The organism is Pseudarthrobacter sp. 902506025 (genome assembly GCF_040702325.1).
Lineage (GTDB): Bacteria > Actinomycetota > Actinomycetes > Actinomycetales > Micrococcaceae > Arthrobacter.
Window position 1 is genome coordinate 124,855 of the sequence record NZ_JBFBKW010000006.1, and the last position, 23,939, is coordinate 148,793.

The 23,939-nt window shown below is 66.9% G+C and carries 25 protein-coding genes and 3 tRNA genes; 11 read left to right on the forward strand and 17 right to left on the reverse strand.

Going from position 1 to position 23,939, the window contains the following annotated elements:
- Positions 1 to 11 precede the first annotated feature (11 nt).
- Positions 12 to 416, forward strand: coding sequence for a DUF4383 domain-containing protein (locus AB0280_RS13120; RefSeq protein WP_159632381.1), 405 nt, complete (start codon positions 12 to 14; stop codon positions 414 to 416).
- Positions 417 to 432: 16 nt separating this feature from the next.
- The gene (locus tag AB0280_RS13125) at positions 433 to 1,053 is read left to right on the forward strand and encodes a hypothetical protein (RefSeq protein WP_224025564.1); all 621 of its coding nucleotides are present in this window, start codon (positions 433 to 435) and stop codon (positions 1,051 to 1,053) included.
- Positions 1,054 to 1,225: 172 nt separating this feature from the next.
- Here the strand turns inward: AB0280_RS13125 and AB0280_RS13130 are convergent, their stop codons facing one another.
- Positions 1,226 to 2,842: a solute symporter family protein gene (locus tag AB0280_RS13130; protein ID WP_159632382.1), complete on the reverse strand. Its 1,617-nt coding sequence runs from the start codon at positions 2,840 to 2,842 to the stop codon at positions 1,226 to 1,228.
- A complete protein-coding gene (locus AB0280_RS13135; RefSeq protein WP_159632383.1) occupies positions 2,839 to 3,219 on the reverse strand; it encodes a DUF485 domain-containing protein in 381 nt (126 codons plus the stop codon). Before AB0280_RS13135 ends, AB0280_RS13130 begins: the two co-directional genes overlap by 4 nt.
- A gap of 214 nt (positions 3,220 to 3,433) precedes the next feature.
- On the opposite strand from AB0280_RS13135, the gene AB0280_RS13140 reads away from it, so the two are divergent.
- Genes AB0280_RS13140 through AB0280_RS13160 form a run of 5 tightly spaced genes read left to right on the forward strand, consistent with a single transcriptional unit; the run spans position 3,434 to position 7,916 of the window.
- Positions 3,434 to 4,615 (forward strand): sensor histidine kinase, encoded by a 1,182-nt coding sequence (locus tag AB0280_RS13140; RefSeq protein ID WP_307492309.1) that lies wholly within the window; start codon positions 3,434 to 3,436, stop codon positions 4,613 to 4,615.
- A gap of 33 nt (positions 4,616 to 4,648) precedes the next feature.
- Positions 4,649 to 5,365: a LytR/AlgR family response regulator transcription factor gene (locus AB0280_RS13145; protein ID WP_159632385.1), complete on the forward strand. Its 717-nt coding sequence runs from the start codon at positions 4,649 to 4,651 to the stop codon at positions 5,363 to 5,365.
- Entirely contained in the window at positions 5,362 to 5,733 is a 372-nt protein-coding gene (locus tag AB0280_RS13150) for a hypothetical protein (protein WP_159632386.1), read from the forward strand. Before AB0280_RS13145 ends, AB0280_RS13150 begins: the two co-directional genes overlap by 4 nt.
- Positions 5,734 to 5,740: 7 nt before the next feature.
- A complete protein-coding gene (locus AB0280_RS13155; RefSeq protein ID WP_307492430.1) occupies positions 5,741 to 7,207 on the forward strand; it encodes a cation acetate symporter in 1,467 nt (488 codons plus the stop codon).
- Between the two features lie 19 nt (positions 7,208 to 7,226).
- The gene (locus AB0280_RS13160) at positions 7,227 to 7,916 is read left to right on the forward strand and encodes a hypothetical protein (RefSeq protein ID WP_307492312.1); all 690 of its coding nucleotides are present in this window, start codon (positions 7,227 to 7,229) and stop codon (positions 7,914 to 7,916) included.
- 22 nt (positions 7,917 to 7,938) lie between these two features.
- On the opposite strand, the gene AB0280_RS13165 is transcribed toward AB0280_RS13160, so the two are convergent.
- The 6 genes from AB0280_RS13165 to rpsB form a co-directional block, all read right to left on the reverse strand.
- Complete coding sequence (locus AB0280_RS13165; protein ID WP_275180347.1) at positions 7,939 to 8,523, reverse strand: DivIVA domain-containing protein; 585 nt, start codon at positions 8,521 to 8,523, stop codon at positions 7,939 to 7,941.
- A gap of 118 nt (positions 8,524 to 8,641) precedes the next feature.
- Positions 8,642 to 9,562 (reverse strand): phosphatidate cytidylyltransferase, encoded by a 921-nt coding sequence (locus AB0280_RS13170; RefSeq protein WP_159632389.1) that lies wholly within the window; start codon positions 9,560 to 9,562, stop codon positions 8,642 to 8,644.
- The gene (gene frr / locus AB0280_RS13175) at positions 9,562 to 10,119 is read right to left on the reverse strand and encodes a ribosome recycling factor (protein WP_141161026.1); all 558 of its coding nucleotides are present in this window, start codon (positions 10,117 to 10,119) and stop codon (positions 9,562 to 9,564) included. Before frr ends, AB0280_RS13170 begins: the two co-directional genes overlap by 1 nt.
- A 129-nt stretch (positions 10,120 to 10,248) precedes the next feature.
- Positions 10,249 to 10,986 carry a UMP kinase gene (gene pyrH / locus AB0280_RS13180; RefSeq protein ID WP_307492317.1) on the reverse strand — a complete coding sequence of 246 codons (738 nt, stop codon included), beginning with the start codon at positions 10,984 to 10,986 and terminating at the stop codon, positions 10,249 to 10,251.
- Positions 10,987 to 11,136: 150 nt separating this feature from the next.
- A complete protein-coding gene (gene tsf / locus AB0280_RS13185; RefSeq protein WP_141161028.1) occupies positions 11,137 to 11,973 on the reverse strand; it encodes a translation elongation factor Ts in 837 nt (278 codons plus the stop codon).
- A gap of 129 nt (positions 11,974 to 12,102) precedes the next feature.
- Positions 12,103 to 12,966, reverse strand: a complete 864-nt coding sequence (gene rpsB / locus AB0280_RS13190) for a 30S ribosomal protein S2 (RefSeq protein ID WP_110544706.1) — start codon at positions 12,964 to 12,966, stop codon at positions 12,103 to 12,105.
- Positions 12,967 to 13,413: 447 nt separating this feature from the next.
- Here rpsB and AB0280_RS13195 point away from each other — a divergent pair, with 447 nt between their 5' ends.
- Positions 13,414 to 14,073, forward strand: coding sequence for a M23 family metallopeptidase (locus tag AB0280_RS13195; RefSeq protein ID WP_366367454.1), 660 nt, complete (start codon positions 13,414 to 13,416; stop codon positions 14,071 to 14,073).
- 68 nt (positions 14,074 to 14,141) lie between these two features.
- Here AB0280_RS13195 and AB0280_RS13200 read toward each other — a convergent pair whose 3' ends face one another.
- The 6 genes from AB0280_RS13200 to AB0280_RS13225 form a co-directional block, all read right to left on the reverse strand.
- Positions 14,142 to 15,332 (reverse strand): acyl-CoA dehydrogenase family protein, encoded by a 1,191-nt coding sequence (locus AB0280_RS13200; protein WP_275180349.1) that lies wholly within the window; start codon positions 15,330 to 15,332, stop codon positions 14,142 to 14,144.
- A 138-nt stretch (positions 15,333 to 15,470) separates the two neighbouring features.
- Positions 15,471 to 15,544, reverse strand: a tRNA-Ile gene (locus AB0280_RS13205).
- 75 nt (positions 15,545 to 15,619) lie between these two features.
- Complete coding sequence (locus tag AB0280_RS13210) at positions 15,620 to 16,816, reverse strand: glycosyltransferase (RefSeq protein WP_366367456.1); 1,197 nt, start codon at positions 16,814 to 16,816, stop codon at positions 15,620 to 15,622.
- A gap of 111 nt (positions 16,817 to 16,927) precedes the next feature.
- The gene (locus AB0280_RS13215) at positions 16,928 to 17,836 is read right to left on the reverse strand and encodes a DMT family transporter (protein WP_224025557.1); all 909 of its coding nucleotides are present in this window, start codon (positions 17,834 to 17,836) and stop codon (positions 16,928 to 16,930) included.
- Complete coding sequence (locus tag AB0280_RS13220; RefSeq protein ID WP_366367458.1) at positions 17,836 to 18,459, reverse strand: CDP-alcohol phosphatidyltransferase family protein; 624 nt, start codon at positions 18,457 to 18,459, stop codon at positions 17,836 to 17,838. The genes AB0280_RS13215 and AB0280_RS13220 overlap by 1 nt, the downstream gene beginning before the upstream one ends.
- Before the next feature lie 102 nt (positions 18,460 to 18,561).
- Positions 18,562 to 19,413, reverse strand: a complete 852-nt coding sequence (locus AB0280_RS13225) for a phage holin family protein (protein ID WP_366367460.1) — start codon at positions 19,411 to 19,413, stop codon at positions 18,562 to 18,564.
- A gap of 179 nt (positions 19,414 to 19,592) precedes the next feature.
- Here AB0280_RS13225 and AB0280_RS13230 point away from each other — a divergent pair, with 179 nt between their 5' ends.
- The 3 genes from AB0280_RS13230 to AB0280_RS13240 all read left to right on the forward strand — a co-directional run bounded on the left by AB0280_RS13230 (position 19,593) and on the right by AB0280_RS13240 (position 21,556).
- The gene (locus tag AB0280_RS13230; RefSeq protein ID WP_159632397.1) at positions 19,593 to 20,816 is read left to right on the forward strand and encodes a multidrug effflux MFS transporter; all 1,224 of its coding nucleotides are present in this window, start codon (positions 19,593 to 19,595) and stop codon (positions 20,814 to 20,816) included.
- Between the two features lie 72 nt (positions 20,817 to 20,888).
- A complete protein-coding gene (locus tag AB0280_RS13235) occupies positions 20,889 to 21,068 on the forward strand; it encodes a glycine zipper 2TM domain-containing protein (RefSeq protein ID WP_224025554.1) in 180 nt (59 codons plus the stop codon).
- A gap of 80 nt (positions 21,069 to 21,148) precedes the next feature.
- Positions 21,149 to 21,556 carry a hypothetical protein gene (locus AB0280_RS13240; protein WP_366367462.1) on the forward strand — a complete coding sequence of 136 codons (408 nt, stop codon included), beginning with the start codon at positions 21,149 to 21,151 and terminating at the stop codon, positions 21,554 to 21,556.
- Between the two features lie 70 nt (positions 21,557 to 21,626).
- On the opposite strand, the gene AB0280_RS13245 is transcribed toward AB0280_RS13240, so the two are convergent.
- From AB0280_RS13245 to dnaG, 3 genes are all read right to left on the reverse strand, one after another.
- Positions 21,627 to 21,699, reverse strand: a tRNA-Asn gene (locus AB0280_RS13245).
- A 122-nt stretch (positions 21,700 to 21,821) separates the two neighbouring features.
- Positions 21,822 to 21,894 (reverse strand) — tRNA-Asn (locus tag AB0280_RS13250).
- Between the two features lie 95 nt (positions 21,895 to 21,989).
- Positions 21,990 to 23,933 carry a DNA primase gene (dnaG, locus tag AB0280_RS13255; protein ID WP_307492337.1) on the reverse strand — a complete coding sequence of 648 codons (1,944 nt, stop codon included), beginning with the start codon at positions 23,931 to 23,933 and terminating at the stop codon, positions 21,990 to 21,992.
- Positions 23,934 to 23,939: the final 6 nt, after the last annotated feature.

Sequence of the window (23,939 nt, forward strand, 5' to 3'; positions counted from 1 at the left end):
GGATTCGGACCATGCGCAACTCACCCAACCGCCTCGTCGCCACCATTTTCGGAGCCGTCTACCTGCTGGTGGGCCTCCTGGGCTTCGCCGTAACGTCGGGCGTCGGTTTCGTCGCCACGGAAGGCGCCAACCTGATCATCTTCGAGGTTAACCCGCTGCACAACGTCATCCACCTGGCCATCGGCGCCGCGCTGCTCTTCGCCGGCCTCCGCGGGACTGACAGCGCACGCACCGTGAACTCCTCCGTCGGCGCCGTCTACCTCCTGGTGGGCATCGTGGGGCTGTTCCTGCTGAACTCGCCGCTGAACATCATCGCCCTGAACGGTGCCGACAACGTCCTCCACCTCGCCAGCGCCGTGCTCCTCCTCGGCGTGGGCCTGTCCCTGGACAAGTCCCCGGCCGCTGCCCGCGCCTAGCATGCCAAGGTCCGGCATGGTTTCGCTCCGGCCCACGGCACCGCCGGCCCACCCGGTGACGGTACAGTCCACGGCGCCCCAGGCGGACTCTTCGGTTCGCCTGGTCACCGGGTTCGCCGGCTTCGGTGCGGGCTCGGTCAACCTGGCCATCTCCTCCAGCTTCCTTGCAGCGGGCTCCCCTGGACCGGCAGGGCTTCTTGCGGGTGTGGCGGCCGGCCTGTGGGGAGCCGCTCTGCTGGCCGGAGCCGTGGCCTTCCTGGCCAAGGACCGGCTGGCCGGCAACCGGTGGGCGCGGTACGCCCTCGCAGGCGCCGCGGCGGCCCACCTGGCCGCCATCGCGTTCCCCACGTCCACCACCTCCGGGCTCAGCCTGACGCAGCTTTCGGCGCTCCTGCTGACGCTGATGATCATCGCCTCGCTCGGGTGGCTCCAGCGGCACAGTGGCCAGCAGGACAGCGCGCGGCAGCCGGCAGGGGCCGGCATGCGCCCGGGGAGGCTGTTGCTGGCAGCGTTCGCCGGCGCGGTGCTGGTGGCCGGAATTACGACGCCGGGCCTCGCCGCCTCGACGGCCGGCCAGTACGCCGTGCCGCATGGTGAACACGGGAACCTGGCACCGGGCGGCCACCACCAGCGCTGACCGCCCGCAGGAAAACCCACCGGGTCCGTCCCCAACGAAAGAGCCTCCGTGCCGCAGTCCGCGGCAGGAGGCTCTTCACGTTGCGCCGGAACAGGTTCGGCGCTGGTGGGTGTGGTCCCTGTTTCAGGCCCTCCCCGTTCCGGCGTGTCCCGGTTCGTGGAGTGTCCCGGTTTTAGTGGTCCACCGCCTTTTCGGCACCGATGCCGGTCAGCGAGCGCACTTCCATCTCGGCCTGCTTCGTCACGTCCTCCCGCCTCTTGTCCAGGGTGGTGCCCAGCCAGCCCAGGAAGAAGGCCAGCGGGATCGAGACGATGCCCGGGTTGCTGAGCGGGAAGAGGGCGAAGTTTGCCCCGGGGATCATGGAGGTCTTCAGTCCCGAGACCACCGGGGAGAAGATGATGAGCAGGATTGCCGAAGCCAGCCCGCCGTACATGCTCCACAGCGCGCCCTGCGTAGTGAACTTCCGCCAGAACAGGGAGTAGATGATGGTGGGCAGGTTCGCCGATGCGGCGACGGCGAAGGCCAGTGCCACCAGGAAGGCCACGTTCTGGCCGTTGGCGAAGATGCCGCCCAGGATGGCCAGGATGCCGATGACCACCACGGTTCGCCGGGCAACCCGGACTTCTGTGGCGGCGTCGGCCTTGCCCTTGGCGATGACATTGGCGTAGATGTCATGCGCGAACGATGCCGCGGCCGTAATGGTCAGGCCGGCCACCACCGCCAGGATGGTGGCAAACGCCACCGCGGAGATGAAGCCGAGCAGCAGCGGGCCGCCCAGGTGGAATGCCAGCAGCGGAGCTGCCGAGTTGACCCCGCCGGGGGCGCCCTTGATCGTGTCAGCTCCGACCAGCGCTGCGGCGCCGTAGCCCAGCACCAGGGTGAACAGGTAGAAGATACCGATCAGCCAGATGGACCAGACGACCGATTTGCGGGCTTCCTTGGCGGTCGGGACCGTGTAGAAGCGCATCAGCACGTGTGGCAGGGCGGCGGTGCCCAGCACCAGCGCCAGGCCGAGGGACATGAAGTCCAGCTTGGAGGTGTCCGACTTGCCGTACTGCAGGCCCGGGTTGAGGACGGCCGGGTTCTTGGCCGTCTCCACGGCGCCGCCCAGCAGGGCCGAGAGGTTGAAGCCGTAGATGGCCAGGACCCAGAGGGTCATTACGGCGGCGCCGGCAATCAGCAGCATGGCCTTGATGATCTGGACCCAGGTGGTGCCCTTCATGCCGCCGATCAGGACGTACATGATCATGAGGGCGCCGACGACGATGATCACCAGAGCCTGTCCGCCCCAGTCGCTGATGCCCAGCAGGAGGGAGATCAGGCTTCCCGCCCCGGCCATCTGGGCCAGCAGGTAGAAGAAGCAGACCGCGAGGGTGGAGATGGCGGCGGCGATCCGGACCGGCCGCTGCTTCAGCCGGAAGGACAGCACGTCCGCCATGGTGAACTTGCCGGTGTTGCGCAGCAGTTCAGCCACCAGCAGCAGCGCCACGAGCCAGGCCACCAGGAAGCCGATGGAGTACATGAATCCGTCGTAGCCGTTGATGGCGATGGCCCCGGTAATTCCCAGGAAGGAGGCGGCGGACAGGTAGTCGCCGGCGATGGCGGTGCCGTTCTGCGAGCCCGTGAAGGAGCGTCCGGCGGCGTAGTAGTCGGCGGCGGTCTTGTTGTTGCGGCTGGCGCGGAACACGATCACCATGGTCACGGCCACGAACAGGCCGAAGATGCCCATGTTCAGAAGGGTGGTGTCCTTGAGGGCGGCGACATCCACCGCGGCGGGAATTGCGATCATTTGTTGGCTCCGCCCACTCGGTTTCCGTTCTTATCGAATTCGTGCCCCTCGATTTCGTGCCTGATCTCGGTGGCGATGGGGTCCAGCCGCTTGTTGGAGTAGTGCACGTACCAGCCGGTGATGGCGAAGGTCGAGACGAACTGGAGCAGGCCCAGGATCAGGCCGATGTTGATGTTGCCCCAGACTTTGGTGGACATGAATCCCACCGCGTAGTCGGCGAGCAGCACATAGGCGAAGTACCACAGCAGGAACGCCACTGCCATGGGGAAGACAAAGCTGCGGTGACGCTTGCGCAATTCCTGGAACTGCCCGGTCGACTGGACTTGTTCAAAGTCCACGGACGCCGCTGCGTCCGGAGTATGGGCATCATTACCCATCGTTCCTCCTCATTGAGTTGCCGGAACACACCGGGCGGAGGGCCCCGGACTGCTGGACAGGGGGCCTGGCCGGCAGCACCACGCAGGGGCACCGCAGATGTGACACCAATCACTTTGCCGCCCGCGCGCCGCTGTGTTCCAGCACTTCACCGCCCACTGTCGCTCAACGGTTGCGATGCTGCGGCAAGCGGCACCCGCCGCTACGCTGGGCACCATGCCGGACTCCCCCCTCCTCACCGCCGCGGCCGTTGCGGTGATCGCCATGGCCATTGCCGTCGTCGTCGGCGTGGGCCTGAAGGTGCTCCGCTCCTTCCGTGAGCTGGGCACTGACGCAGAACGCGCCACGTACCACACGCTCCACGCTGCCTCCCAGGCCGGGCAGCACCTGCGCCGCGGGCTGAACCCGGCGGGCGCCGCGAAAGCCAGCCGCCAGCTGCGGGCCCTGCTGGCCTGCGATGCCCTGGCCATCACGGATACCAACGGTGTCCTGGCCTGGGACGGCGGTGCCGAGGACATCAGGCCACGCCTGATGGAACTCGCAGCGGATGTCCTGGCGTCCGGCCGGACAGCAGTTCTCTCCGCCGGTGCAGACGGAACCGGCGGCCACCTTGCCGGGGTCATCGCCCCGGTGCGCGCGGGCACCCGGGTGGTGGGCGCGGTGGCAGCTTTCGCCCCTTCCGCGGGGGCAGGCCTGGTCAGGGCAACGGGGGAAGTGGCCGACTGGGTCGCGGTCCAGGTGGAACTTGCCGAGCTGGACGCCTCCCGCACGCTGCTGATGGAAGCGGAAGTCCGGGCGCTGCGCGCCCAGATCAGCCCGCATTTCATCTACAACTCGCTCAACGCCATCGCATCCTTCATCAACACCGATCCGGGGCGGGCCAGGGAGCTGGTGGTCGAGTTCGCGGACTTCACCCGCTACTCATTCCGGCGGCACGGGGACTTCACCACCCTTGCCGAGGAGCTCCGCTGCATTGACCGCTACCTGCTCCTGGAGCGTGCCCGGTTCGGCGAGCGCGTCCAGGTCAGCCTGCGGATCGCCCCGGAGGTGCTGGGCACCGTCATCCCCTTCCTCAGCCTGCAGCCGCTGGTGGAGAATGCCGTCCGGCACGGGCTCGAGGCCAAGGCGGGCCCCGGGCACATCAGCATCACGGCGGAGGACGCCGGGGCCTTCGCCGAGGTCACCATCGAGGACGACGGCGTGGGGATGGACCCGGAGCATCTCCGGTCCGTGCTGGCGGGCCATACCGACGGGGACCATGTGGGGCTGCGGAATGTGGATGCGCGCCTCCGCCAGGTGTACGGCAACGATCACGGCCTGGTGGTGGAAACGGCGCCGGGCGAGGGAACGCTGATCACCATGCGGGTGCCGAAGTCCCAGCCCGGGCATGATGCGTGAGGAGCGCCGTTCCGCTGGAAGTACCCTAGGAGAATGATTAACGTCCTCGTCGTTGATGATGAGCTGCCCGCCGTTGAGGAGCTGGCTTTCCTGCTGGGCAGGGACGAGCGCATCGGGAAGGTGCTGCGTGCCACGTCCGGCGCTGAAGCGCTTGCGGCCCTGTCCGCCGGCGGCATCGACGCCGTTTTCCTGGACATCCATATGCCTGCGGTGTCAGGCCTGGACATCGCCGGGGCCATCGCCCGCAGCAGCAATCCGCCGGCCGTTGTTTTTGTCACTGCCGATGAGGACCATGCCCTGGCTGCGTTCGAACTCGCCGCCGTGGACTACCTGCTCAAGCCGGTGCGCGCCGAGCGCCTGGCACGTTCCGTGGGGCGGATCAGCGAATTGCGCGACGGCGGGGCGGCACCGGAGATGATCACGGTGGACCAGGGCGGGACCACCAGGATGATCCGGCGCGACGACGTCACGTACGTCCAGGCACAGGGCGACTACGCGCGGCTGCATACCGCCGACGCAAGCTACCTCATCCGGGTGCCCCTGGCGGACCTTGAACAGCAATGGGCGGACGCCGGCTTCATCCGCACGCACCGCTCCTACCTGGTGGCACTCAAGCATGTGTCCTCGATGAAGCTGGCGGCCGACGGGCCGCGCGTCACGGTGGCCGGTGCCGGCCTGCCCATCAGCCGCCGGCACCTGCCCATCGTGCGGGAGAAGCTGGAGGCAACCAGGATCAGGCCGCACGCATGACCCGGGTCCGGGTTACGGCCCCGCGCGCGTCTGCGCGCACCGCGGTGCGCGGCACACCCCGCGCGCTCGAGTCGCGGGAAGCGGCGCAGGACTCCGAGGTGGGGCAGGTGTTTGTCCGGTCGCTGATCAGGTCCCAGCTGCGGCTGGCCCTGGTGGTGGCGGGCGGCTTCCTGCTGATCCTGGCAGCATTCCCGCTGACCCTGGTGGTGGTTCCGGGCCTGGCCGATACCCGGATCGCCGGCATCCCGTTCGGCTGGCTGCTGCTGGGCGCGGGAATCTACCCGGTGATCGGCTTGAGCGCATGGCTGTACGTCAGGACGGCGGCACGCAATGAGGCGCGGTACCGGGACCTGGCAGGGGAACAGTGATGCGCAGGTGAATGCCGGCGTCGCCATCACAGCGGTCGCGGTGGTGTCCCTCGCCACGGCCATCATCGGGTTTTACGGGCTCCGGATCTCACGCACCACCGGCGACTTCTACGTTGCATCCCGGACCGTGCGCCCCTGGTGGAACGCGTCGGCGATCGGCGGGGAATACCTGTCCGCAGCCAGTTTCCTGGGTGTGGCAGGCCTCATCCTGCTGTCCGGGACGGATGCACTCTGGTTCCCGGTGGGGTACACCGCCGGCTACCTGATGCTGCTGCTCTTCGTTGCCGCCCCGCTGCGCCGGTCCGGCGCCTACACGATTCCGGACTTCACCGAGTCCCGGCTCGCCTCCCGGACGGTCCGGCGCGTCACCAGCCTGGTGGTGGTGATGGTGGGGTGGCTGTACATCGTGCCGCAGCTGCACGGGGCGGCACTGACCATCCATATCGCCACGGGCCTGCCGTCCTGGGTGGGTTCCGTTGCCGTCGTGGTGGTGGTGTGCCTCACGGTGGTGGCAGGCGGGATGCGGTCCATCACCTTTGTCCAGGCGTTCCAGTACTGGCTGAAGCTGACGGCCCTGGCCGCGCCCATCCTGTTCATCGTCTTCGTGCTGGCCGGCCAGGGGGCGGAGCCCCAGTCCCTGCCCGCGGTCAACCCCACGGGCGTGGCACCTGCCGGGCTGTATCAGAACGTGTCCCTGCTCGTGGCGCTGCTGTTCGGCACCTTGGGACTGCCGCACGTGCTGGTGCGTTTCTACACCAACCCGGACGGGCACTCGGCCCGGCGGACCACGCTGATCGTCCTGGGCCTGCTCTCCGTGTTCTACCTCTTCCCCACGGCGTACGGGCTGGTGGCCCGGATGTTTGCCCCCGACCTGGCCCGCTCGGGGCAGCCGGACGCCATGGTCCTGCGGCTGCCCGGCGAACTCGTGGGCGGGGTACCGGGCGACCTGCTCAGCGCCCTGGTGGTGGCCGGGGCGTTCGCGGCGTTCCTGTCCACCACCTCCGGCCTGGTGGTCTCCCTGGCCGGCGTGATCAGCCAGGACGTCCTGGGCGGAAGCGTCCGCGGGTTCCGGCTCGCCGCCGTCATCTCCGCCCTGGTCCCGCTCGGCTTTGCGTTCATGACCGGTTCCCTGGCACTTGCCGGCAGCGTGGGCCTGGTTTTCGCGTTCACCGCATCCACGGTCTGCCCCGTCCTGCTGCTGGGCATCTGGTGGCGCGGCCTGACCGATGCCGGGGCCATCGCCGGCATGGTAACCGGCGGTGTGCTGTGCGGCGGGGCGATGATTGCGGGCGCAGTATCGGGTTCGGGCCTGACGCCGCCCTGGCTCGCGCAGCCGGCGGCGTGGAGCGTGCCTGCCGCGTTCGCGGTGATGGTCATCGTGTCCCGGGCCACTTCCCACCGGATCCCGGGCACCATGCCGCGGATCATGACCCGCCTGCACACCCCGGAACGGCCGCTGGCAACGGAACGGTGATCGGGAGGACAATAACGCCATGTCCATCGAGGACGGCGGCACCTCCCACCAGCACGGCGGGGTCCCTGCCTCCGTGCGGGCCCAGCTGCTCGCCACGGAGCACTGGGGCCTGCTGGCATCGCGCAGTACCGCCCAGGGCGAGGTCCTGACCCGCATCAGCATGTTCCTGACGTTCACTTCGGCCAGCATTGTCAGCGTGGCACTGGTGGGCCAGGCCACCGGCTTTTCGGATGCCTTCGTCCTGCTGGCAGTGGTTGTCCTGTTCATCGATACCGCGATCGGGCTGCTGACCCAGCTCCGGGTGATGAACGTGGCCCATGAGGATCTGATGTACGTCACGGCCATGAACAGGCTGCGGGCCGCGTACGTGGACCTCGACCCGGGCGTGGCGCCGTACCTGATGGCCGCGCACCACGACGATGAGGCCGGTTCGGTGCAGACCTACTATTTCTTCGGCAACCGCGGCTCTTTCAGCCATGTGGCGGGCAGCAGCATGATCTTCATGACGACGGCGAACGCTGCCTTGATTGCCATTGTTGCCGGGCTGCTGGTAACCCTCGCCGGGGCAGGGACAGCCGGCGGCCTCATCGTGGGGGCCCTCTGCGGCGTGGCGTTCCTGGCGGTGTCCGCGGCGCGCGGGTACCGGAGCTACCGGGACGTGTGGCGCCGCTTCACGCCGCTTTCCCCCACCCCGCCGGCCGGGGACTGACAGCCCCGGCGGCAGAGACGTGTCAGTCGATGGCCGCCATCAGCTCGACAACGCGGTCCAGGAAGGCATCCACCTGTGATTCCTCGTAGCCGTCGCGGCCCACTGCGGGACGGAAGACAGCGCGGCGCACGCTGTCCACGCTCAACGGCTTGTCCTGTTCGAGGTAGGCGACGAGCTCGCGGCACAGCCGGTCGACGTCGTCGGTGTTGTAGCTGCGGGCCTTCTTCTTGGTGGGCCGCCGGAAGCGGTCTCCGTCGGGCCGGTGCAGGCGGCCCCGGAGGATTCCGGAGAGGCTCCCGATTTCGCGCAGCCAGGCTTCCTCGCCCCGGGCCGCGATCAGTTCATCCCGCTCCCGGCGGGCGAAGGCGTCCTCAAGCCGGTCCAGGGCGGCGTCCACGACCGTGGCGGAGTAGCCGCCTTTGACGGGATCGAAGGACACGGCCCTCACGTCGGCGCTGTTGACGGGGTCGGTTGCGGCCTGGGGTGTTTCCAGGGAGATCCGTGCCCGCTGCAGGAACTGGTCAACCTGCCTGGCGTTGTACCCGTACTCGCTGCGCTGCACGCGCTCAAAGGACGCAGGGATCTGCCGATGAATGTCCAATGCCACTTCGTTTCCTTCAATGCTCTTCAGCGGTAGTGCTTCCGCACCAGTTTAGGGGGCCGCGATTGGTGCGGCCGCCCGGGACCATGTTTGTGTCGGGGGCCCGGCGCGCCGGGCTGGAGGGTCAGGCGCCGGCCACCAGGCCGTACAGGATGAACGCCACCGGCGAGGCGAAGACGATGGAGTCCAGCCGGTCCATCACTCCCCCGTGCCCGGGCAGGATGCTGCTCATGTCCTTGACGCCCAGTTCACGCTTGACCATGGACTCGGCGAGGTCGCCGGCGGTGGACGCGGCCACGGTTCCGACAGCGAGCACGGCGCCCACCCACCACGGTTTGTCCAGCACGAAGAGGGCTGCCAGCACGCCGATCAGCATGGCGCCTGCCACCGACCCGGCGAAGCCTTCCCAGGACTTCTTGGGGCTGATCTTCGGTGCCATGGGGTGCTTTCCCAGCGACGCGCCCACCAGGTAGCCGAAGGTGTCATTGGAGACCACCAGCAGGAGCATGACGGCGATCTCCCACGCGCCGATGGGGGCCATGCCGCCGGGCCAAAGCCCCAGCGGGGTGGTGCCTGCGGCGTGCAGCGGCAGCGCGGCGAAGCTGATGAAGAAGGGAACCCACCCCAGGGTGAACACACCGGCGAAGATGCTGTTGGCCGATCCGGCGGCGCTTTCGATCGAGCGCCACAGCAGGACGGCCACCGCACTGAGCAGGAGCGCGAACAGCTGGCTTTCGATGCCGCCAAAGTAGGCAGCGAAAGGCATGGCCAGCGTGCCGGTCATGACCGGCACGATGGGCATCCTGGTGCCGTTGGCTTCCAGCGCCCGGTAGATCTCCCACACGCCAAAGACGGCAAAGGCCGTGACGATGGCTACGAACGCCAGTGGGAGGAACAGCAGCCCGCCGAGTACGGCGATAAGCATGGCCAGGCCCACCACGACGGCGGCGGGCAGGTTCCGCCCGGCCTTCGGCGTCGGGTTGCTCCTGGGCTGCTTCCCCCGTGTGCGCGCCCGTGGTGCGGGGGCCTGATCTGCCTGGCCCATCAGACTTCGAGCAGCTCTGCTTCCTTGCGCTTGAGCAGTTCATCGATGCCATCCACGTGGGCCTTGGTGAGGCTGTCCAGTTCCTTTTCGGCGCGGTTGCCTTCGTCTTCGCCCGCCTCGCCGTCCTTGACCAGGCGGTCCAGGGTTTCCTTGGCCTTGCGGCGGATGTTGCGGATGGAGATCTTGGCGTCCTCGCCCTTGGTCTTGACGATCTTCACGTATTCCTTGCGGCGTTCCTTGGTCAGCTCAGGAATGGTGATCCTGATGACGTTGCCGTCGTTGGACGGGTTCGCGCCGACCTCGGAATCGCTCAGGGCGCGTTCGATGTCCCGCATGGCGGTCTTGTCGAACGGGGTGATCAGGATGGTGCGGGCGTCCGGGATGGCGAAGGAGGCCAGCTGCTGCAGCGGCGTGGGCGAGCCGTAGTAGTCCACCAGGACCTTGTTGTAGAGGCCCGGGTTGGCGCGGCCGGTGCGGACGGCGGCGAAGTCTTCCTTGGCTACCTCTACCGCCTTGTCCATCTTTTCTTCGGCTTCGAGCAAGGTTTCTTCGATCACGGTCTCTCCTGACGGTTCTGGTGCAGTCCGGGGCGCCGGATCCATGCACTCACGTGGTTCTTTGTTGCTGGTTCCGTCCCCGCCCGGAGGGGCGGGGACGGAACTGTCCTGAAATCATCCTAGCCGCAGCTAGGCGGTGACCAGCGTGCCCAGCTTTTCGCCAAGGATGGCGCGGGTGACGTTGCCTTCACCCTCCATGCCGAAAACCACCATGGAGAGGTCGTTGTCCTTGCACATGGTCATGGCCGTCTGGTCCATGACGCGGATGTCGCGGCGCAGGGCATCGTCGTAGCTGAGGGTCTCCAGCCGCTCCGCGGTGGGGTCCTTCTTGGGGTCCGCGGTGTACACGGCATCCACCCCGCTCTTGGCCATGAGGACCACGTCGGCGTGGACTTCCAGCGCGCGCTGGGCGGCCACGGTGTCGGTGGAGAAGTAGGGCAGGCCTGCGCCGGCGCCGAAAATGACCACGCGGCCCTTTTCCATGTGGCGGATGGCGCGGCGTGGAATGTAGGCCTCGGCCACCTGGCCCATGGTGATAGCACTCTGGACGCGGGTTTCCACGCCCGCCTGCTCCAGGAAATCCTGCAGCGCCAGGCAGTTCATGACCGTTCCCAGCATGCCCATGTAGTCGGCGCGGGAGCGGTCCATGCCGCTTTGGGACAGTTCGGCGCCGCGGAAGAAGTTTCCGCCGCCCACCACAATGGCCACCTCCACTTCGGGGACGGCTGCTGCGATCTGCTTGGCGACGTTGCGGACGGTCTCGGGGTCGACACCGAGCTTCCCACCGCCGAAGACCTCGCCGGAGAGCTTCAGGAGGACCCGCCGCCGGCTCTTTTCCGAATGCGTGACAGTGTTGAGGGCTTCCATGATGCCTTCCCGTTGGTGACTCTGAAAAAAGGGTATCCTGCCGGATCCGGTGCCCGGAACCGGTCGCGGTCCAAATGGACTGGACTGCCAGCCGTTTGGGCGCATGCAAAAGGGGCGGCCACCGAAGTGGCCACCCCCTTGCAGTTTCGGCTAGGAGCCGACGCGGAAACGCGTGAAGGCGGTTCCCTTGACACCGGCCTCTTCGAGGACCTGTGCCACGGACTTCTTGGCGTCCTTGGCGAATGCCTGGTCAACCAGGACCTCGCCCTTGTAGAAGCCCGTCACGCGGCCTTCCACAATCTTGGTGAGGGCAGCTTCAGGCTTGCCCTCGGCCTTGGCGGTCTCTTCGGCGATGCGGCGCTCGGACTCGACGAGCTCGGCCGGAACGTCCTCACGGGTGAGGTAGTTCGGGGCCATGGCGGCGATGTGCACGGCGACGTCGTGGGCAGCGGCGGTGGCGGCTTCGCCTTCACCGTCGACAGCGAACAGAACGCCGACCTGGGCCGGGAGGTCCTTGGAGGTCTTGTGCAGGTAGGCGTCAACCGTTGCACCCTCAACGCGGGAGATGCGGCGGACAACAACCTTCTCGCCCAGGATGGCGCCTTCTTCGACGACAACCTCGGAGAGCGGCTTGCCGTCAACGTCGGTGGCCAGCAGGGTCTCGAGGTCGGCAGCGCCGGACTCGACGGCCACGGCCAGGACCTTGTCGGCCAGCTGGATGAACTTGTCAGCCTTGGCGACGAAGTCGGTCTCGCAGTTGACCTCGATCATGACGCCGACCCCGTTGCTGACCTTGGCGGCCACGAGGCCTTCAGCGGTGGAGCGGCCTTCGCGCTTGGTAGCGCCCTTGAGGCCCTTGATGCGGATGATCTCGATGGCCTTCTCGGCGTCGCCGTTGGCTTCGTCAAGAGCCTTCTTGACGTCCATCATGCCGGCGCCGGTGCGCTCGCGCAGGGCCTTGATGTCCGCGGCAGTGTAGTTCGCCATGTGAACCCCTCTGTCTAGAAATGTGTGGTGGTGTACGGACCGACAGGACGGCAGCCCACGGGGGTGGGCTGCCATCCTGTCAGCAGCTCCGGCTGCGGACAGCGCGGAGAATCCGGATTTTTGCGTGTGTTACTTGGCGTCTTCGGCGGGAGCCTCGGCGGCAGCCGGAGCTTCCTCGGCGGCCGGGGCTTCAGCGTTCTCAGCCGGAGCGGCAGCAGCTTCTGCCTTGCTGCCTTCGAGGAGCTCGCGCTCCCACTCGGCCAGCGGCTCTTCCGGAGCTTCGGTGGCGCCCGTGCCGCGGTTGTTGCGGGCGATCAGGCCCTCGGCAACAGCGTCGGCAACAACGCGGGTCAGGAGGTTCACGGAGCGGATGGCGTCGTCGTTGCCCGGGATCGGGAAGTCGACTTCGTCCGGATCGCAGTTGGTGTCCAGGATGGCCACAACCGGGATGTTCAGCTTCTTGGCCTCGTCAACGGCGAGGTGTTCCTTTTTGGTGTCGACAACCCACAGCAGGGACGGAGCCTTGGTCAGGTTGCGGATACCGCCCAGGTTGGACTCCAGCTTGGTGAGCTCACGCTTGAGGAGCAGGAGTTCCTTCTTGGTGTAAGCGGAACCGGCGACGTCGTCGAAGTCGATTTCTTCGAGTTCCTTCATGCGCTGGATACGCTTGGCAACCGTCTGGAAGTTGGTCAGCATACCGCCGAGCCAACGCTGGTTGACGTAGGGCTGGCCCACGCGGGTTGCCTGCTCGGCAATTGCTTCCTGGGCCTGCTTCTTGGTGCCGACGAAGAGCACGGTGCCGCCGTGGGCAACAGTGGCCTTGACGAACTCGTAGGCGCGGTCGATGTAGGACAGCGACTGCTGCAGGTCGATGATGTAGATGCCGTTGCGCTCGGTGAAGATGAAGCGCTTCATCTTCGGGTTCCAACGGCGGGTCTGGTGTCCAAAGTGGACGCCGCTGTCAAGCAGCTGGCGCATGGTTACGACGGGCATTCCGGCGCTCCTTATTTTCCGGCAGGTCATTCATGAGAAAACCCGGAGGCTTCTTACCCTGCCAATAGTTGACGGTTGATCAGCGTGGCCCGGACGGGCCGTGCTCCTGGCATCCCCCGCCCTTCCCATCAGGACGAAAGCCTGACCGCAGGAAGCGCGATCCTCCATGGACGACGCCGGGGCGTTGGCTGCCGGAGGGCTGGATGCGCGTAGTCAGCCGCTGCTCCCCCACACTCCTGAATGAGATGTGCCGACGCGATCCGGACAGGGGGATGCACCGCGGGGGTGGACCACTGGGACGTAACGCGTTGAGGGCGCAGCAAACTGCTCCATCAAGTGTACTACAGGCACCCCCGCCCGCCGGACAGTCCGTGCCTGCCCGGGCCGTTGTCCACATAGCCGGAACCGGCCCTGCCGGCTCGGGGTGCAGGCGGGCAGGCTGGTCGCATGAAGACATCAGTCCTGCTGGCCGCCTTCCTGCTGCTGCCGGCGTCGATTGCCACCCCGGGCGCGGGCCTTCCGAACAGCGCGCCCCTCCCCTACAGCGCAGCCATTCCCAGCAGCGCAGCCATCCCGAACAGTGCCGCCATCCCGAACAGCGCGCCCATTCCCAACAGCGCAGCCGGCTTCAGCCACGCGGCCGTCGCCCGGCAGGGAAGTACGACGACGGCCGCCCGGGCGGGTGCCGCCCCTTCCTGGCAGTGGCCCCTGGCACCGCGCCCGCCGGTGCTGCGCCCTTTCGATCCCCCGCCCAAGCCATGGCTGAGCGGGCACCGGGGCGTAGACCTTGACTTCGCCGCAGGCACGCAGGTCTTGTCACCCGAAGCCGGAACGGTGAGTTTCGCGGGCGTGGTGGTGGACCGTCCCGTGATCACCATCGACCATGGCGGCGGCCTGCGGAGCAGTTTCGAACCCGTGGAAAGCACGTTGGCCGTGGGCGCCGCCGTAGCCCGGGGCGAGGTCATCGGCACTGTGCTGCCGGGGCACTGTCCGGCGGCGCAGTGCCTGCACTGGGGCGTGCGGGAAGGAGAGGACTACGTCAATCCCCTGCAGTTCGTCCTGGACCTCCGCCCGTCCATCCTGCTGCCGCTGGCCGGTGGCCCATAGCCACGGAGAACGCAGGCATGGCCCCGGAGCATCAGTCAGCCAGACAACTGCCCGTGCGGGCGTCCCGCCTAGACGATGGCCGAGATCCCAGTGATGGCGCGCCCTGTCACCAAGGTGTTGATTTCAGCCGTGCCCTCGTAGGAGTAGATGGCCTCCGCGTCGGCGAAGATTTTGGCCATCCCGTAGTCGGTCACGATGCCGTTGCCGCCCAGGATGCTGCGGCCCAGCGCCACACTCTCCCTCATGCGGTCGGTGGCGAAGGCCTTGGACAGTGCGGATTGTTCGTCCTTCGCCTCCCCGGCGTCCTCCAACTGGGAGAGCCGGACCATCATGCCCATGGAGCTGACCGTGTTGCCCAGGATCCGGACCAGCTGGTCCTGGATGAGCTGGAAGGAGGCCAGGGGACGGCCGAACTGCCGGCGCTCCACGGCATAGCGGCGGGCAACATCGAAGGCGGCCATCTGGAGGCCCACGGCCTGCCAGGCAACTGACAGGCGGGTGACTTTGAGCACCTTGTTGACGTCGCGGAAGCTGTTGGCGTTGGCGAGCTTGAAGTGGTCCGGCACCACGACGTCCGTCAGGACGATGTCGGCATTCTGGACAGTCCGCAGGGAGATTTTGTTCTCGATCTTTGTTGCGCTGTATCCAGGCAGCGTGGTGTCCACCAGGAAGCCCTTGACCTGGTTGTCCGCCACGTCGCGGGCGTACACCACCACCCAGTCGGAGAACGTGGCATTGCCGATCCAGCGCTTTGCGCCGTTGAGGATCCAGTTGTCCCCGTCCCTGCGCGCCGTGGTGCGCGTTCCGCCGGCCACGTCGCTGCCGCCCAGCGGCTCGGTCAGGCCAAAGGCCCCGATCTTCTTCAGCGCGTAGATATCAGGAAGCCATTCGTCCTGCTGCTCCTTGGACGCCAGCAACTCAATGGAGCCGGTGAACAGTCCGTCGTGCACGCCCAGGAAGGTGGCGATGGAGGCGTCCGCGCGGGTGGCTTCGGCGTGCAGCATGCCGGCGAAGAGGTTGGAATACCCCTGCCTCCGCACCGGACTGACCAGGTCCAGCCCGGCAAGCTTCGGTACCAGGTCCATGGGGAACTCTCCGCGGTTCCAGCAGTCCACCGCAATGGGCTTGACCTCACGCGCCAGGAAGTCGCGGACTTCGGCCAGCCGGTCCTGCTCCTTGCCGGAGAGAAGCTGCTCGAAGGCGAAGAAGTCGCCGTCGGCGTAGGGAAGCTCTGGGAAATCGGCTGCGGAGGTGGCCATGGTTACCTTCTTTGATGATCAGCGCTGACCATGCCGCGGAGCGGAGCACGGTATGTTACTGGTGAGTAACATACCGCAGGGTGCTGGGTTAACCAAGAAAACCGCGGCCAACGAAAAACTCGTTGGCCGCGGTTGAGGTAGGGCTACTCGGACTTGAACCGAGGACCTTAGGATTATGAGTCCCGCGCTCTAACCAGCTGAGCTATAGCCCCCCAAGCCCCGGGAGCAGGTGTTCGGACGCCATGCTCCGGCAGGGCAAAAACACTCTAGCAAACCCGGGAAAGGGTTCAGACCACTTTGTCCTCGTAGGAGGCGCCGCGGTACAGGTCTTCGAAGGTCTGCAGCGTCCCCTGGATGCTGTGCGGCTCCACCAGCTGCCGGCTGGCGCGGCCCATGGCCTGCTGTTCGTCCTTGGGCAGTTCCAGCACCTGGGTGATCTTCTTGGCCAGGTCATCACTGTCGTTGGGAGTGAAGAGGTACCCGTTCTCGCCGTCGCGGACCAGGTGCGGCAGCGCCATGGCGTCCGCCAGGACCACGGGGGTGGAGGCGGACATCGCTTCCAGTGTCACCAGCGACTGCAGTTCCGCCGTTCCGGGCATGCAGAACAGGTCGGCCCGGATGTAGGCGGTACGCAGTTCCTCGTCGCTGGCCAGGCCCAGGAATTTGACCCGGCTGGTGAGGCCGAGCCGCCGCACCAGGTCCTCCAGGGCGGAGCGCACTTCGCCGCCGCCCACGATCTCCAGGTGTACGTTCAGCTCCCGCGGCGTTTTGCCGATGGCCTCGATCAGCACGTCCACGTGCTTTTCCTCGGCGAGGCGGCCGGCGAACAGGACAGTGGGGTGGGCGTGCGGCTCGATGTGCTCACCGGGCTGCAGTTCATAGGCGGCGGAGTCGATGCCGTTGGACAGCGGCAAAACCTTGCGGAGGAAGGCGTGCTCGTGCATGGCGCGGGCGGCAAGCGGCGTGGGCGTTGTCACCACGTCCGCCTGGCCCATGACCTTGCCCATGTCCTTCCAGGAAACCCGCCCAATGATGTCCTTGAACCACTGCGGGAACGGCAGGAAGGGGTTGAGGTTTTCGGGCATGAAGTGGTTGGTGGCAATGATGCGGACGCCGCGCTTCACAGCCTCATAGAGAACGTGCTCGCCGATCATGTAGTGGCTTTGGATATGCACGACGTCGGGCTTCACCCGGTCGAAGAGGAGGCTGATTTCCTCCTTGATTTCCCAGGGGAAGCAGAGGCGGAAGCTCTCGTGGGTGAACGCCTTGTGCGACCGGAGCCGGTGCACGGTTGCTTCCTCGCGGAACTCGGTGAAGCTCTTTCCCTTGCTGTCGCGGGACGCCAGGACATGGACGTTGTGGCCCCGGGCAGTCATTCCCTTGGCCAGCCGGTAGCCAAACTGGGCCGCGCCGTTGACGTCCGGCGGATAGGTGTCTGCGGCGATGAGGATGGTCAGGGGGCGCTGGTCGGCGGGCGTGGTCATGGGGAGTACTCCTGATGGTCACGGTGCGGACAGCGTGGAACTGACAGCACGGTTGGCCGCTGGCGCAAGGCGCCGGGCTTCGTGGGATTGCTGGTTACGGACGGGAATGGACTAGTGGGACGGCCTGCCGGCGGCCTTCCGCGCGTCCTTCTTGCGCTTGGTGACCTCCGGGTGGTGCCGGGAAAGGGCGATAACCCCAACGATAGCAAGGGCGGCAGCCGTTCCCATCGCAATGGCCATGACGGCATGGACGTCGGGGCGCAGTTCGCCCAGGATGATGACGCCGATGGCAATGCCCACCATGGGGTCCACCACCGTGAGTCCGGCGATCACCAGGTCCGGCGGACCGGTGGAGTAGGCACTCTGCACGAACCAGGACCCCAGGCCGCCGGCCGCGATGATGGCCACCACCGAATACCACTGGACATTCAGCAGGAAGAGGCCATTCGGATCCAGGAGGTGCTTGCCGATGATCCGGGTGAGGACTGCCACAAAGCCGAACAGGATGCCGGCGCCGAGGATATAGATGAACGCATTCATCCGGTGCTTGAACGTCACGGCCAGCGTGCCGAACAGTCCCACCGCCAGGGCCAGCAGCAGGACGATGGTGAGCTCATCCTCGGGGCTGACATGGTGGTTCTCCTGGGTGACGTTGACCGCCAGGAGGACGAAGAGCGCCGATCCGGTGACGCACGCGGCAATGGACACCGCTGTGGCGCGGTTGATGGTCAGGTCCTGGTCCCGGGCATTGACCACCGTGGTGATCACCAGGGCAATGGCGCCGATGGGCTGGATGACCGTGAGCGGTGCGGAGACCAGGGCGACGGCATTCATCGCCATGCCGGTGCACAGCAGCAGGAGTCCAAGCATCCACCGGGGATTGCGCAGGAGGCGCAGGAAGCCATTGGAGCTCAGGGCCAGGCCGCCGGTATCGGCTTTGACGGCACTGCCCTGGCGCTGCGCACCCAACGCAAGGCAGAAGGCGCCAAGCACCGCCAGGCCGACGGCAAACCACACCATCAGCCGTTCCCGCCGTCGTGCTGTTTCAATGCCCGGCCCTTGCGCAGCATGGCCCAGAAATAGTTGTACGCGGCAATCCAGTGACCCACCAGGCCCAGGCCCAGCACCACCCAGGCGGTGGCGAAGAGCTGGTCGGAGAACCCGGTGTCCAGCCGGGAAAGGACCAGCAGCGGGGTGCCCAAAAGCAGCAGCCCGGTCCGCACCTTGCCCACCACGCTGACCGGGAGGTCCGGGTGGCCGCGGAAGAGGGAGAGAGTGAGTACCAGCAGGACGGCATCGGGAACCACCAGCGCGGCCAGGTACAGCCAATGCACGACGCCGGCAATCACCAGGGTGAAGGCCACCGCCAGCAGGGCAAGGCGGTCGGCGATGGGGTCAAGGACCCTGCCCAGCTTGGAGGCCTGGTCGAACCGGCGGGCGATGTAGCCATCAATCCAGTCCGTCCCAGCCATGACAGCCAGGACGATCACGCCGGCGCCGTATTCCTTTTGGGCCAGGACCAGCCAGATGAAGAGCGGAACACCCATGAACCGCACCACGGTGAGCAGGTTGGGAATGGTGGCCACGCGGTCATGGTCCACCTGGGGACGGCCGGGGCGGGCGCCTGCACCTATGAACTTCACCCGTCCCCCTCTCCTTCCTGCTGCGCCGCGGCGCGGTCTTTCGGTTGTGCCTTCACAGGCGGAAACAGCGTCCGCCTGGTGTTGCGTGGCGGAAACAGGGACCTAGTTGGCGCGCAGGAGCCTGCGCAGGAGGACCACCAGGACCGTACCGGCGGCAACGAAGGCCGTCAGCGGCTTCCAGCGCCTGGGCAGGTCAGCGGAGGCGCACAGGGCCGCAAACCGCTGCCCCGCCTCGTCCATACCGCGCTGCGCCAGCACCTGGCCTTCGCGTGCCTTGACCTGGGCCGCGGCAAGCACGTAGCGCGCCTGGGTCTTGACGTCCAGTTCCGTTCCGAGTTCGTCGCGGACCTCGGTGAGGTGGTGGCGGCGCTGGCTCAGGCGGCGCACCAGCTCGGGTTCGGATGCGTGCGGGAACTCCTGGTCGTGCCGGGCGGCCTTGGCTTCCTTCTCGGCTTTTGCCTTGGCGGCTGCCTCGGCCTTGGCCGCCTTCGCAGCCTTGGCTTCCGGGCTCTCCGGATCCAGGATGGCCGGATTGAAGGCCGAGCCTTCGCGGGCGACCCCGATATCGTGCCTGATGCCACGGATGGTTTCCTCCGGCATCAGCGGCATGGCCTTCTTGAACCGGGCCAGGCCCACCAGGCCTCCGACGAGGGCTATCAGCAGGAAAGCGGCGGAAACCAGCAGGGCTGCCAGCCACGCGGGCATGATGGTGGCCAGCCCCATGATGGCAGCGACGATCAGGCCGACCACCAGCAGCGCCAGGAAGAGGAGCGCCACGGCGAAGAAGGCCGCGGCCACCCCCACCTGGACGCCCTTGCGCTTGAGTTCAATCTTGGCGAAGGCGATCTCGTCGTTGAGCTGGCGGGGGGCCAACCGGAAAAGGAGTCTTGCCGTCCCGGGCAGCGCAGTGATACGCAATCCCGGGCTGGTACGCCCGCTGTGACGTCCGCTCATCGGTTCCGCCTTACTGGTTCATGGGTCCATACTGCATCCGTTTAGTGCGGAAATGTGCAGCCGCACAGTCCACGCCACCAAAACTACCATTCAGGTTCAGGGCGGACTTGGGGGCTTGCCGGACGGCGCGGCCTACAACGCTGCAAAAACCGCCATGGCCGGGCCTAGGATTGTTCTCCGTGACCAATCCCCCCAATCCGGGCGACCTGCTGACCCGCCGCCGGAAGCTTCTGTACATCCTCCTCCTGGGCGCTTTGACGGCCCTCGGTCCGTTCACCATCGACCTGTACCTGCCCGCCTTCCCGGCGCTGGAGGCAAGCCTGGGGGTGACCGAGGCCCAGGTCCAGCTCACCCTGGCGGGCACCACGGTCGGTTTCGCGTTCGGGCAGCTGGTGGTGGGTCCGTTCAGCGACAAGTTCGGCCGCCGGACTCCGCTGATCCTGGCCACGGCGCTGCACATCGCAGCATCCCTGGGCGCGGCCTTGTCCACGGACATCACCACATTGGGGATCTTCCGTGTACTGATGGGGGTGGGCGCGGCCGGCGGCGGCGTGGTGGCCATGGCCATGGTGCGGGACCTGTTTTCCGGCTACGCCATGGTGCGGATGTTCTCCCGGATGTCACTGGTCAACGGGCTTGCGCCCATCCTTGCCCCCGTCATCGGTTCACAGCTGCTCCTGGTGATGCCGTGGCCGGGCATCTTCGTGTTCCTGGCTGCCTACGGGACTTTGGTCATCGTGGCCGCCCTGCTCCTGGTCCGCGAGACGCTTCCGCCGGAAAAGCGGGGCCGGAGCGGAATGACCGCCCGGCAACGCTACCGGGCGCTGTTTACGGACCGGATCTTCGTGGGGCTGCTGATGGTGGCGGGCTTCAATTTCGGTGGCCTCTTCACCTACCTGTCGGCCTCGCCGTTCCTGTTCCAGGATGTGTTCGGGTTCTCCGCCCAGCAGTACGGGCTGCTCTTTGGCATCAACTCCCTGGGCATCGTGGCCGGCGTGCAGACCAGTTCGCGGCTTATCAGGATTGTGCCTCCGCAGTGGATCCTGGCGGGCGCCACGGCCTGGATGTTCCTGATGGCCATGCTGATCGTGGTCTTCGACCGGGCAGGCCTGGGGCTGTGGGGCGTGATGGTCCCGCTCTGGTTCTACATCATGGGCACCGGCTTCATGTTCCCCTGCGTCCAGGTGCTGGCCCTGGCCGGGCACGCGGCCCAGGCGGGAACGGCAGCCTCGCTGCTGGGCGCGGCCACGTTCCTCATGGCCGGGCTCATCTCCCCCGTGGTGGGCTGGCTCGGCATCACCAGCGCCGCTCCCATGGGAGCCGTGCAGGCGGCCTGCATCCTGCTGGCGATCGCAGCACTGTGGCTTGTGGTGCGGCCGCGCACGGTACCCTCGATCCACTGAGACCCACCTCCACTGTGGTCCGTGATTTCGGCCTGCGTGGCCCTGTCCCCACTCCCCCTCGAAAGGCAGCCTGTGAGCCGCACACCGCACCGGAATGGCCGGGGACTTTTCCTCGGGGCGGTGCTTGGCGCCGTCGTGGGTTATTTCGCCGGCCGCGCCCTGGGCAACCCCGCCTGGGGCATCATCCTGGGGACGCTGGCAGGCGCGGCGATCCTGTACCGGGTGAATCCGGGATCCCGCGGCCGCCGCTGAAGGACGTGCCGCGATTTTGTTGTGGCAGGCCGGTGCGGCATTCCCTGCCGCCAGGCCCGCTCCAGCGATAAAATGATGCCGTGCCCAACTGGCAGAACCAACCGCCACTTCCGGCCACATGGCAACGGTGCGACGCCCGGATCCTGCCACTGTGGTGGGAGCGGCTGTGTGCGCAGGCCGGACAGCAGTCGGCGGCGCTGTACGCGGCGGGGTTGTTCACGGAAGACCGCCGCCGGCCCATCGCCCAATGGTTCAATCCGGCCTTCAATGCGGCCCTGCTGGTGGCCCCGGAAACCTCGCCGGAATGGCCGGTGCAGCGCTTCGGGATTTTCTACGCTCCCCCGGAATCAGGCTTTGTGAGGATCCACTCCGCGCCGCACGAGTGGAGCCCGCGTGAACCCCGGAAGTCCCCCACGGAGCAGGAAGCCTTCCAGGCGGCCATCGCCGAGGCGGAAAGGTTCCTGCAGGTGGAAATGGATTTCGTCTGAACAGACTCCCACCCCGCGGAAAGAAAAATCCCCGTTCCTCCATGTGGAGGAACGGGGATTTTTCGTTGCGCTCCTCCTGCTGGACTTGAACCAGCAACCCTTCGATTAACAGTCGAATGCTCTGCCAATTGAGCTAAGGAGGAATGAAGCAGGTATGACATTAGCAAAGGATTCCGGCCGAAGGGAAATCGGCGGTTTTCCGGGCCCGGACGGCCCTGCCGGGAAACAAAAATCCCCGTTCCGGCGGCCGGAACGGGGATGGAAGCTCCTCCTGCTGGACTTGAACCAGCAACCCTTCGATTAACAGTCGAATGCTCTGCCAATTGAGCTAAGGAGGAATGAAGCGGGTATCAGCCTAGCAAACTCTTGGCGCGGAAACGAAATCGGGGGGCCGTGACCTGGCCCACCTCCGGGTCCGCTGGCCGGGCCACCCCTACGACTCCGCGCGCAGGGCCCGGCGTTCCATTTCCAGCATCATCAGCTCGCGGTTGAGCCGCTGGTAGGTCTCCGGGTCCGCCGCCGCGTCAAGGCGCTGCAGCTGGCCCATCTTGTCCGCCTTGACCCGGGTGATCTGGAGTTCGAAAAGCCGGGACAGGATGTCGCGGCAGTACTTCAGCACCGCTTCCTCGGTGTGGGCCGGCAGCGGCACGACGGCGAGCTCGGATACCAGCGGCCGGAGGGGTTCCGGCACCTCGTGCATGACGTGCTCCACCCACCGCACCGGATCGACGGTCAGGCCGGGACCAGTGGCGCGCATGGCGTCATGGACGGCCTGGAAGGCAGGGATGGCGAACCGGGCAGCGGCAAAGCGGTCCCACACCCCGCCGGCCAGCAGGGAGGGCTGCTGCAGCGCCACCTCGAGCGCCTGCCGCTCCATGGAAGCCACGGGATCGCGCGGGTCCGGGCGGTGGAAGGAGGGGACAACGCCCGACGACGGCGCGGCAGCTACGCCGGGTGCCCCAGCTTGGGCGGGGGCCGGGCTGGAGGGGCCGCCTGGCTGCGGCTGGCCCGGAGCCGGGGGGCGTCCGGTCTCGCCGCGCTTTCCGGCGTTCTTCACTTCGGCGTTGACCATCCGCAGGACCTCATTGGGGTCCGGCATCCCCAGCCAGCCGGTCAGGGCCTGGCAGTAGCCCGTCCGGGTGGAGGCGTCGCGGATGGCCGCCACCACGGGCACGGATGCCTTGAGGCCCTGGACGCGGCCTTCAACGGTGTCCAGGTTGAACTGCTTGAGCGTGCTGCGGATGGCGAACTCGAACAGCGGCCGCCGGGACTGGATCAGGGCGTGCACCGCCTCGTCCCCGCGGCTGAGGCGGAGATCGCACGGGTCCGCGCCTGTGGGTTCCACGGCCACATACGTCTGGGCGGTGAAGCGCTGGTCCTCTTCAAAGGCGCGCAGGGCTGCCTTCTGCCCGGCGGCGTCGCCGTCGAAGGTGAACACCACTTCTCCCCCGGTGCCGTCGTCGGACAAAAGCCGGCGGGCGATCTTGATGTGCTCGGTACCGAAGGCGGTGCCGCAGGTGGCTACCGCCGTCGTAATCCCTGCAAGGTGGCAGGCCATGACGTCCGTGTAGCCCTCCACCACCACCAGCTGCCTGTCCTTGGCGATGCTCTTCTTGGCGAGGTCGATGCCGTACAGGACCTGGGACTTCTTGTAGAGGGTGGTCTCGGGGGTGTTGAGGTACTTGGGGCCCTGGTCGTCCTCATATAGCTTGCGCGCGCCGAAGCCGATGGTGTCACCGGCCATGTCCTTGATGGGCCAGATGAGGCGGCCGCGGAAACGGTCGTAGATGCCCCGGTTTCCCTCGCTGAACATTCCGGTGAGCTTGAGTTCGGCGTCGGTGAAGCCGCGGCCGCGCAGGTGCTTCAGGAGGGCGTCCCACCCCTGGGGGGCGTAGCCGCAGCCAAAGTGTTCCGCGGCGGCCCGGTCGAAGCCGCGGCCAAACAGGAAGTTGCGGGCCGTTGCGGCGCCGGGCGTGAGCATCTGGGCACGGAAGAATTCGTCCGCGATCTTGTGTGCGTCCAGCAGCCGCTGGCGGCGGCCCACTTCCTCGCGGTTGGGGCCGGTTCCACCGTCTTCGTAGCGGAGCTCGTAGCCGATCCTGGACGCGAGCTTCTCCACGGCTTCCTGGAAGGAGCTGTGGTCCTGCTTTTGGACAAAGGCGATGACGTCGCCGTCCTCGCCGCAGCCGAAGCAGTGGTAACGGCCTACCTGGGGACGGACGGTGAAGGACGGCGAGCGCTCGTCATGGAAGGGGCACAGGCCCTTGAAGGTTCCCAGCCCGGCGCCCTTGAGCGTGACGTAGCCGTCAACCACTTCCTTGATGTCCGTGCGCTGGCGTACTTCGTCAATATCTTCACGTTTAATCAGCCCAGCCACACAGCA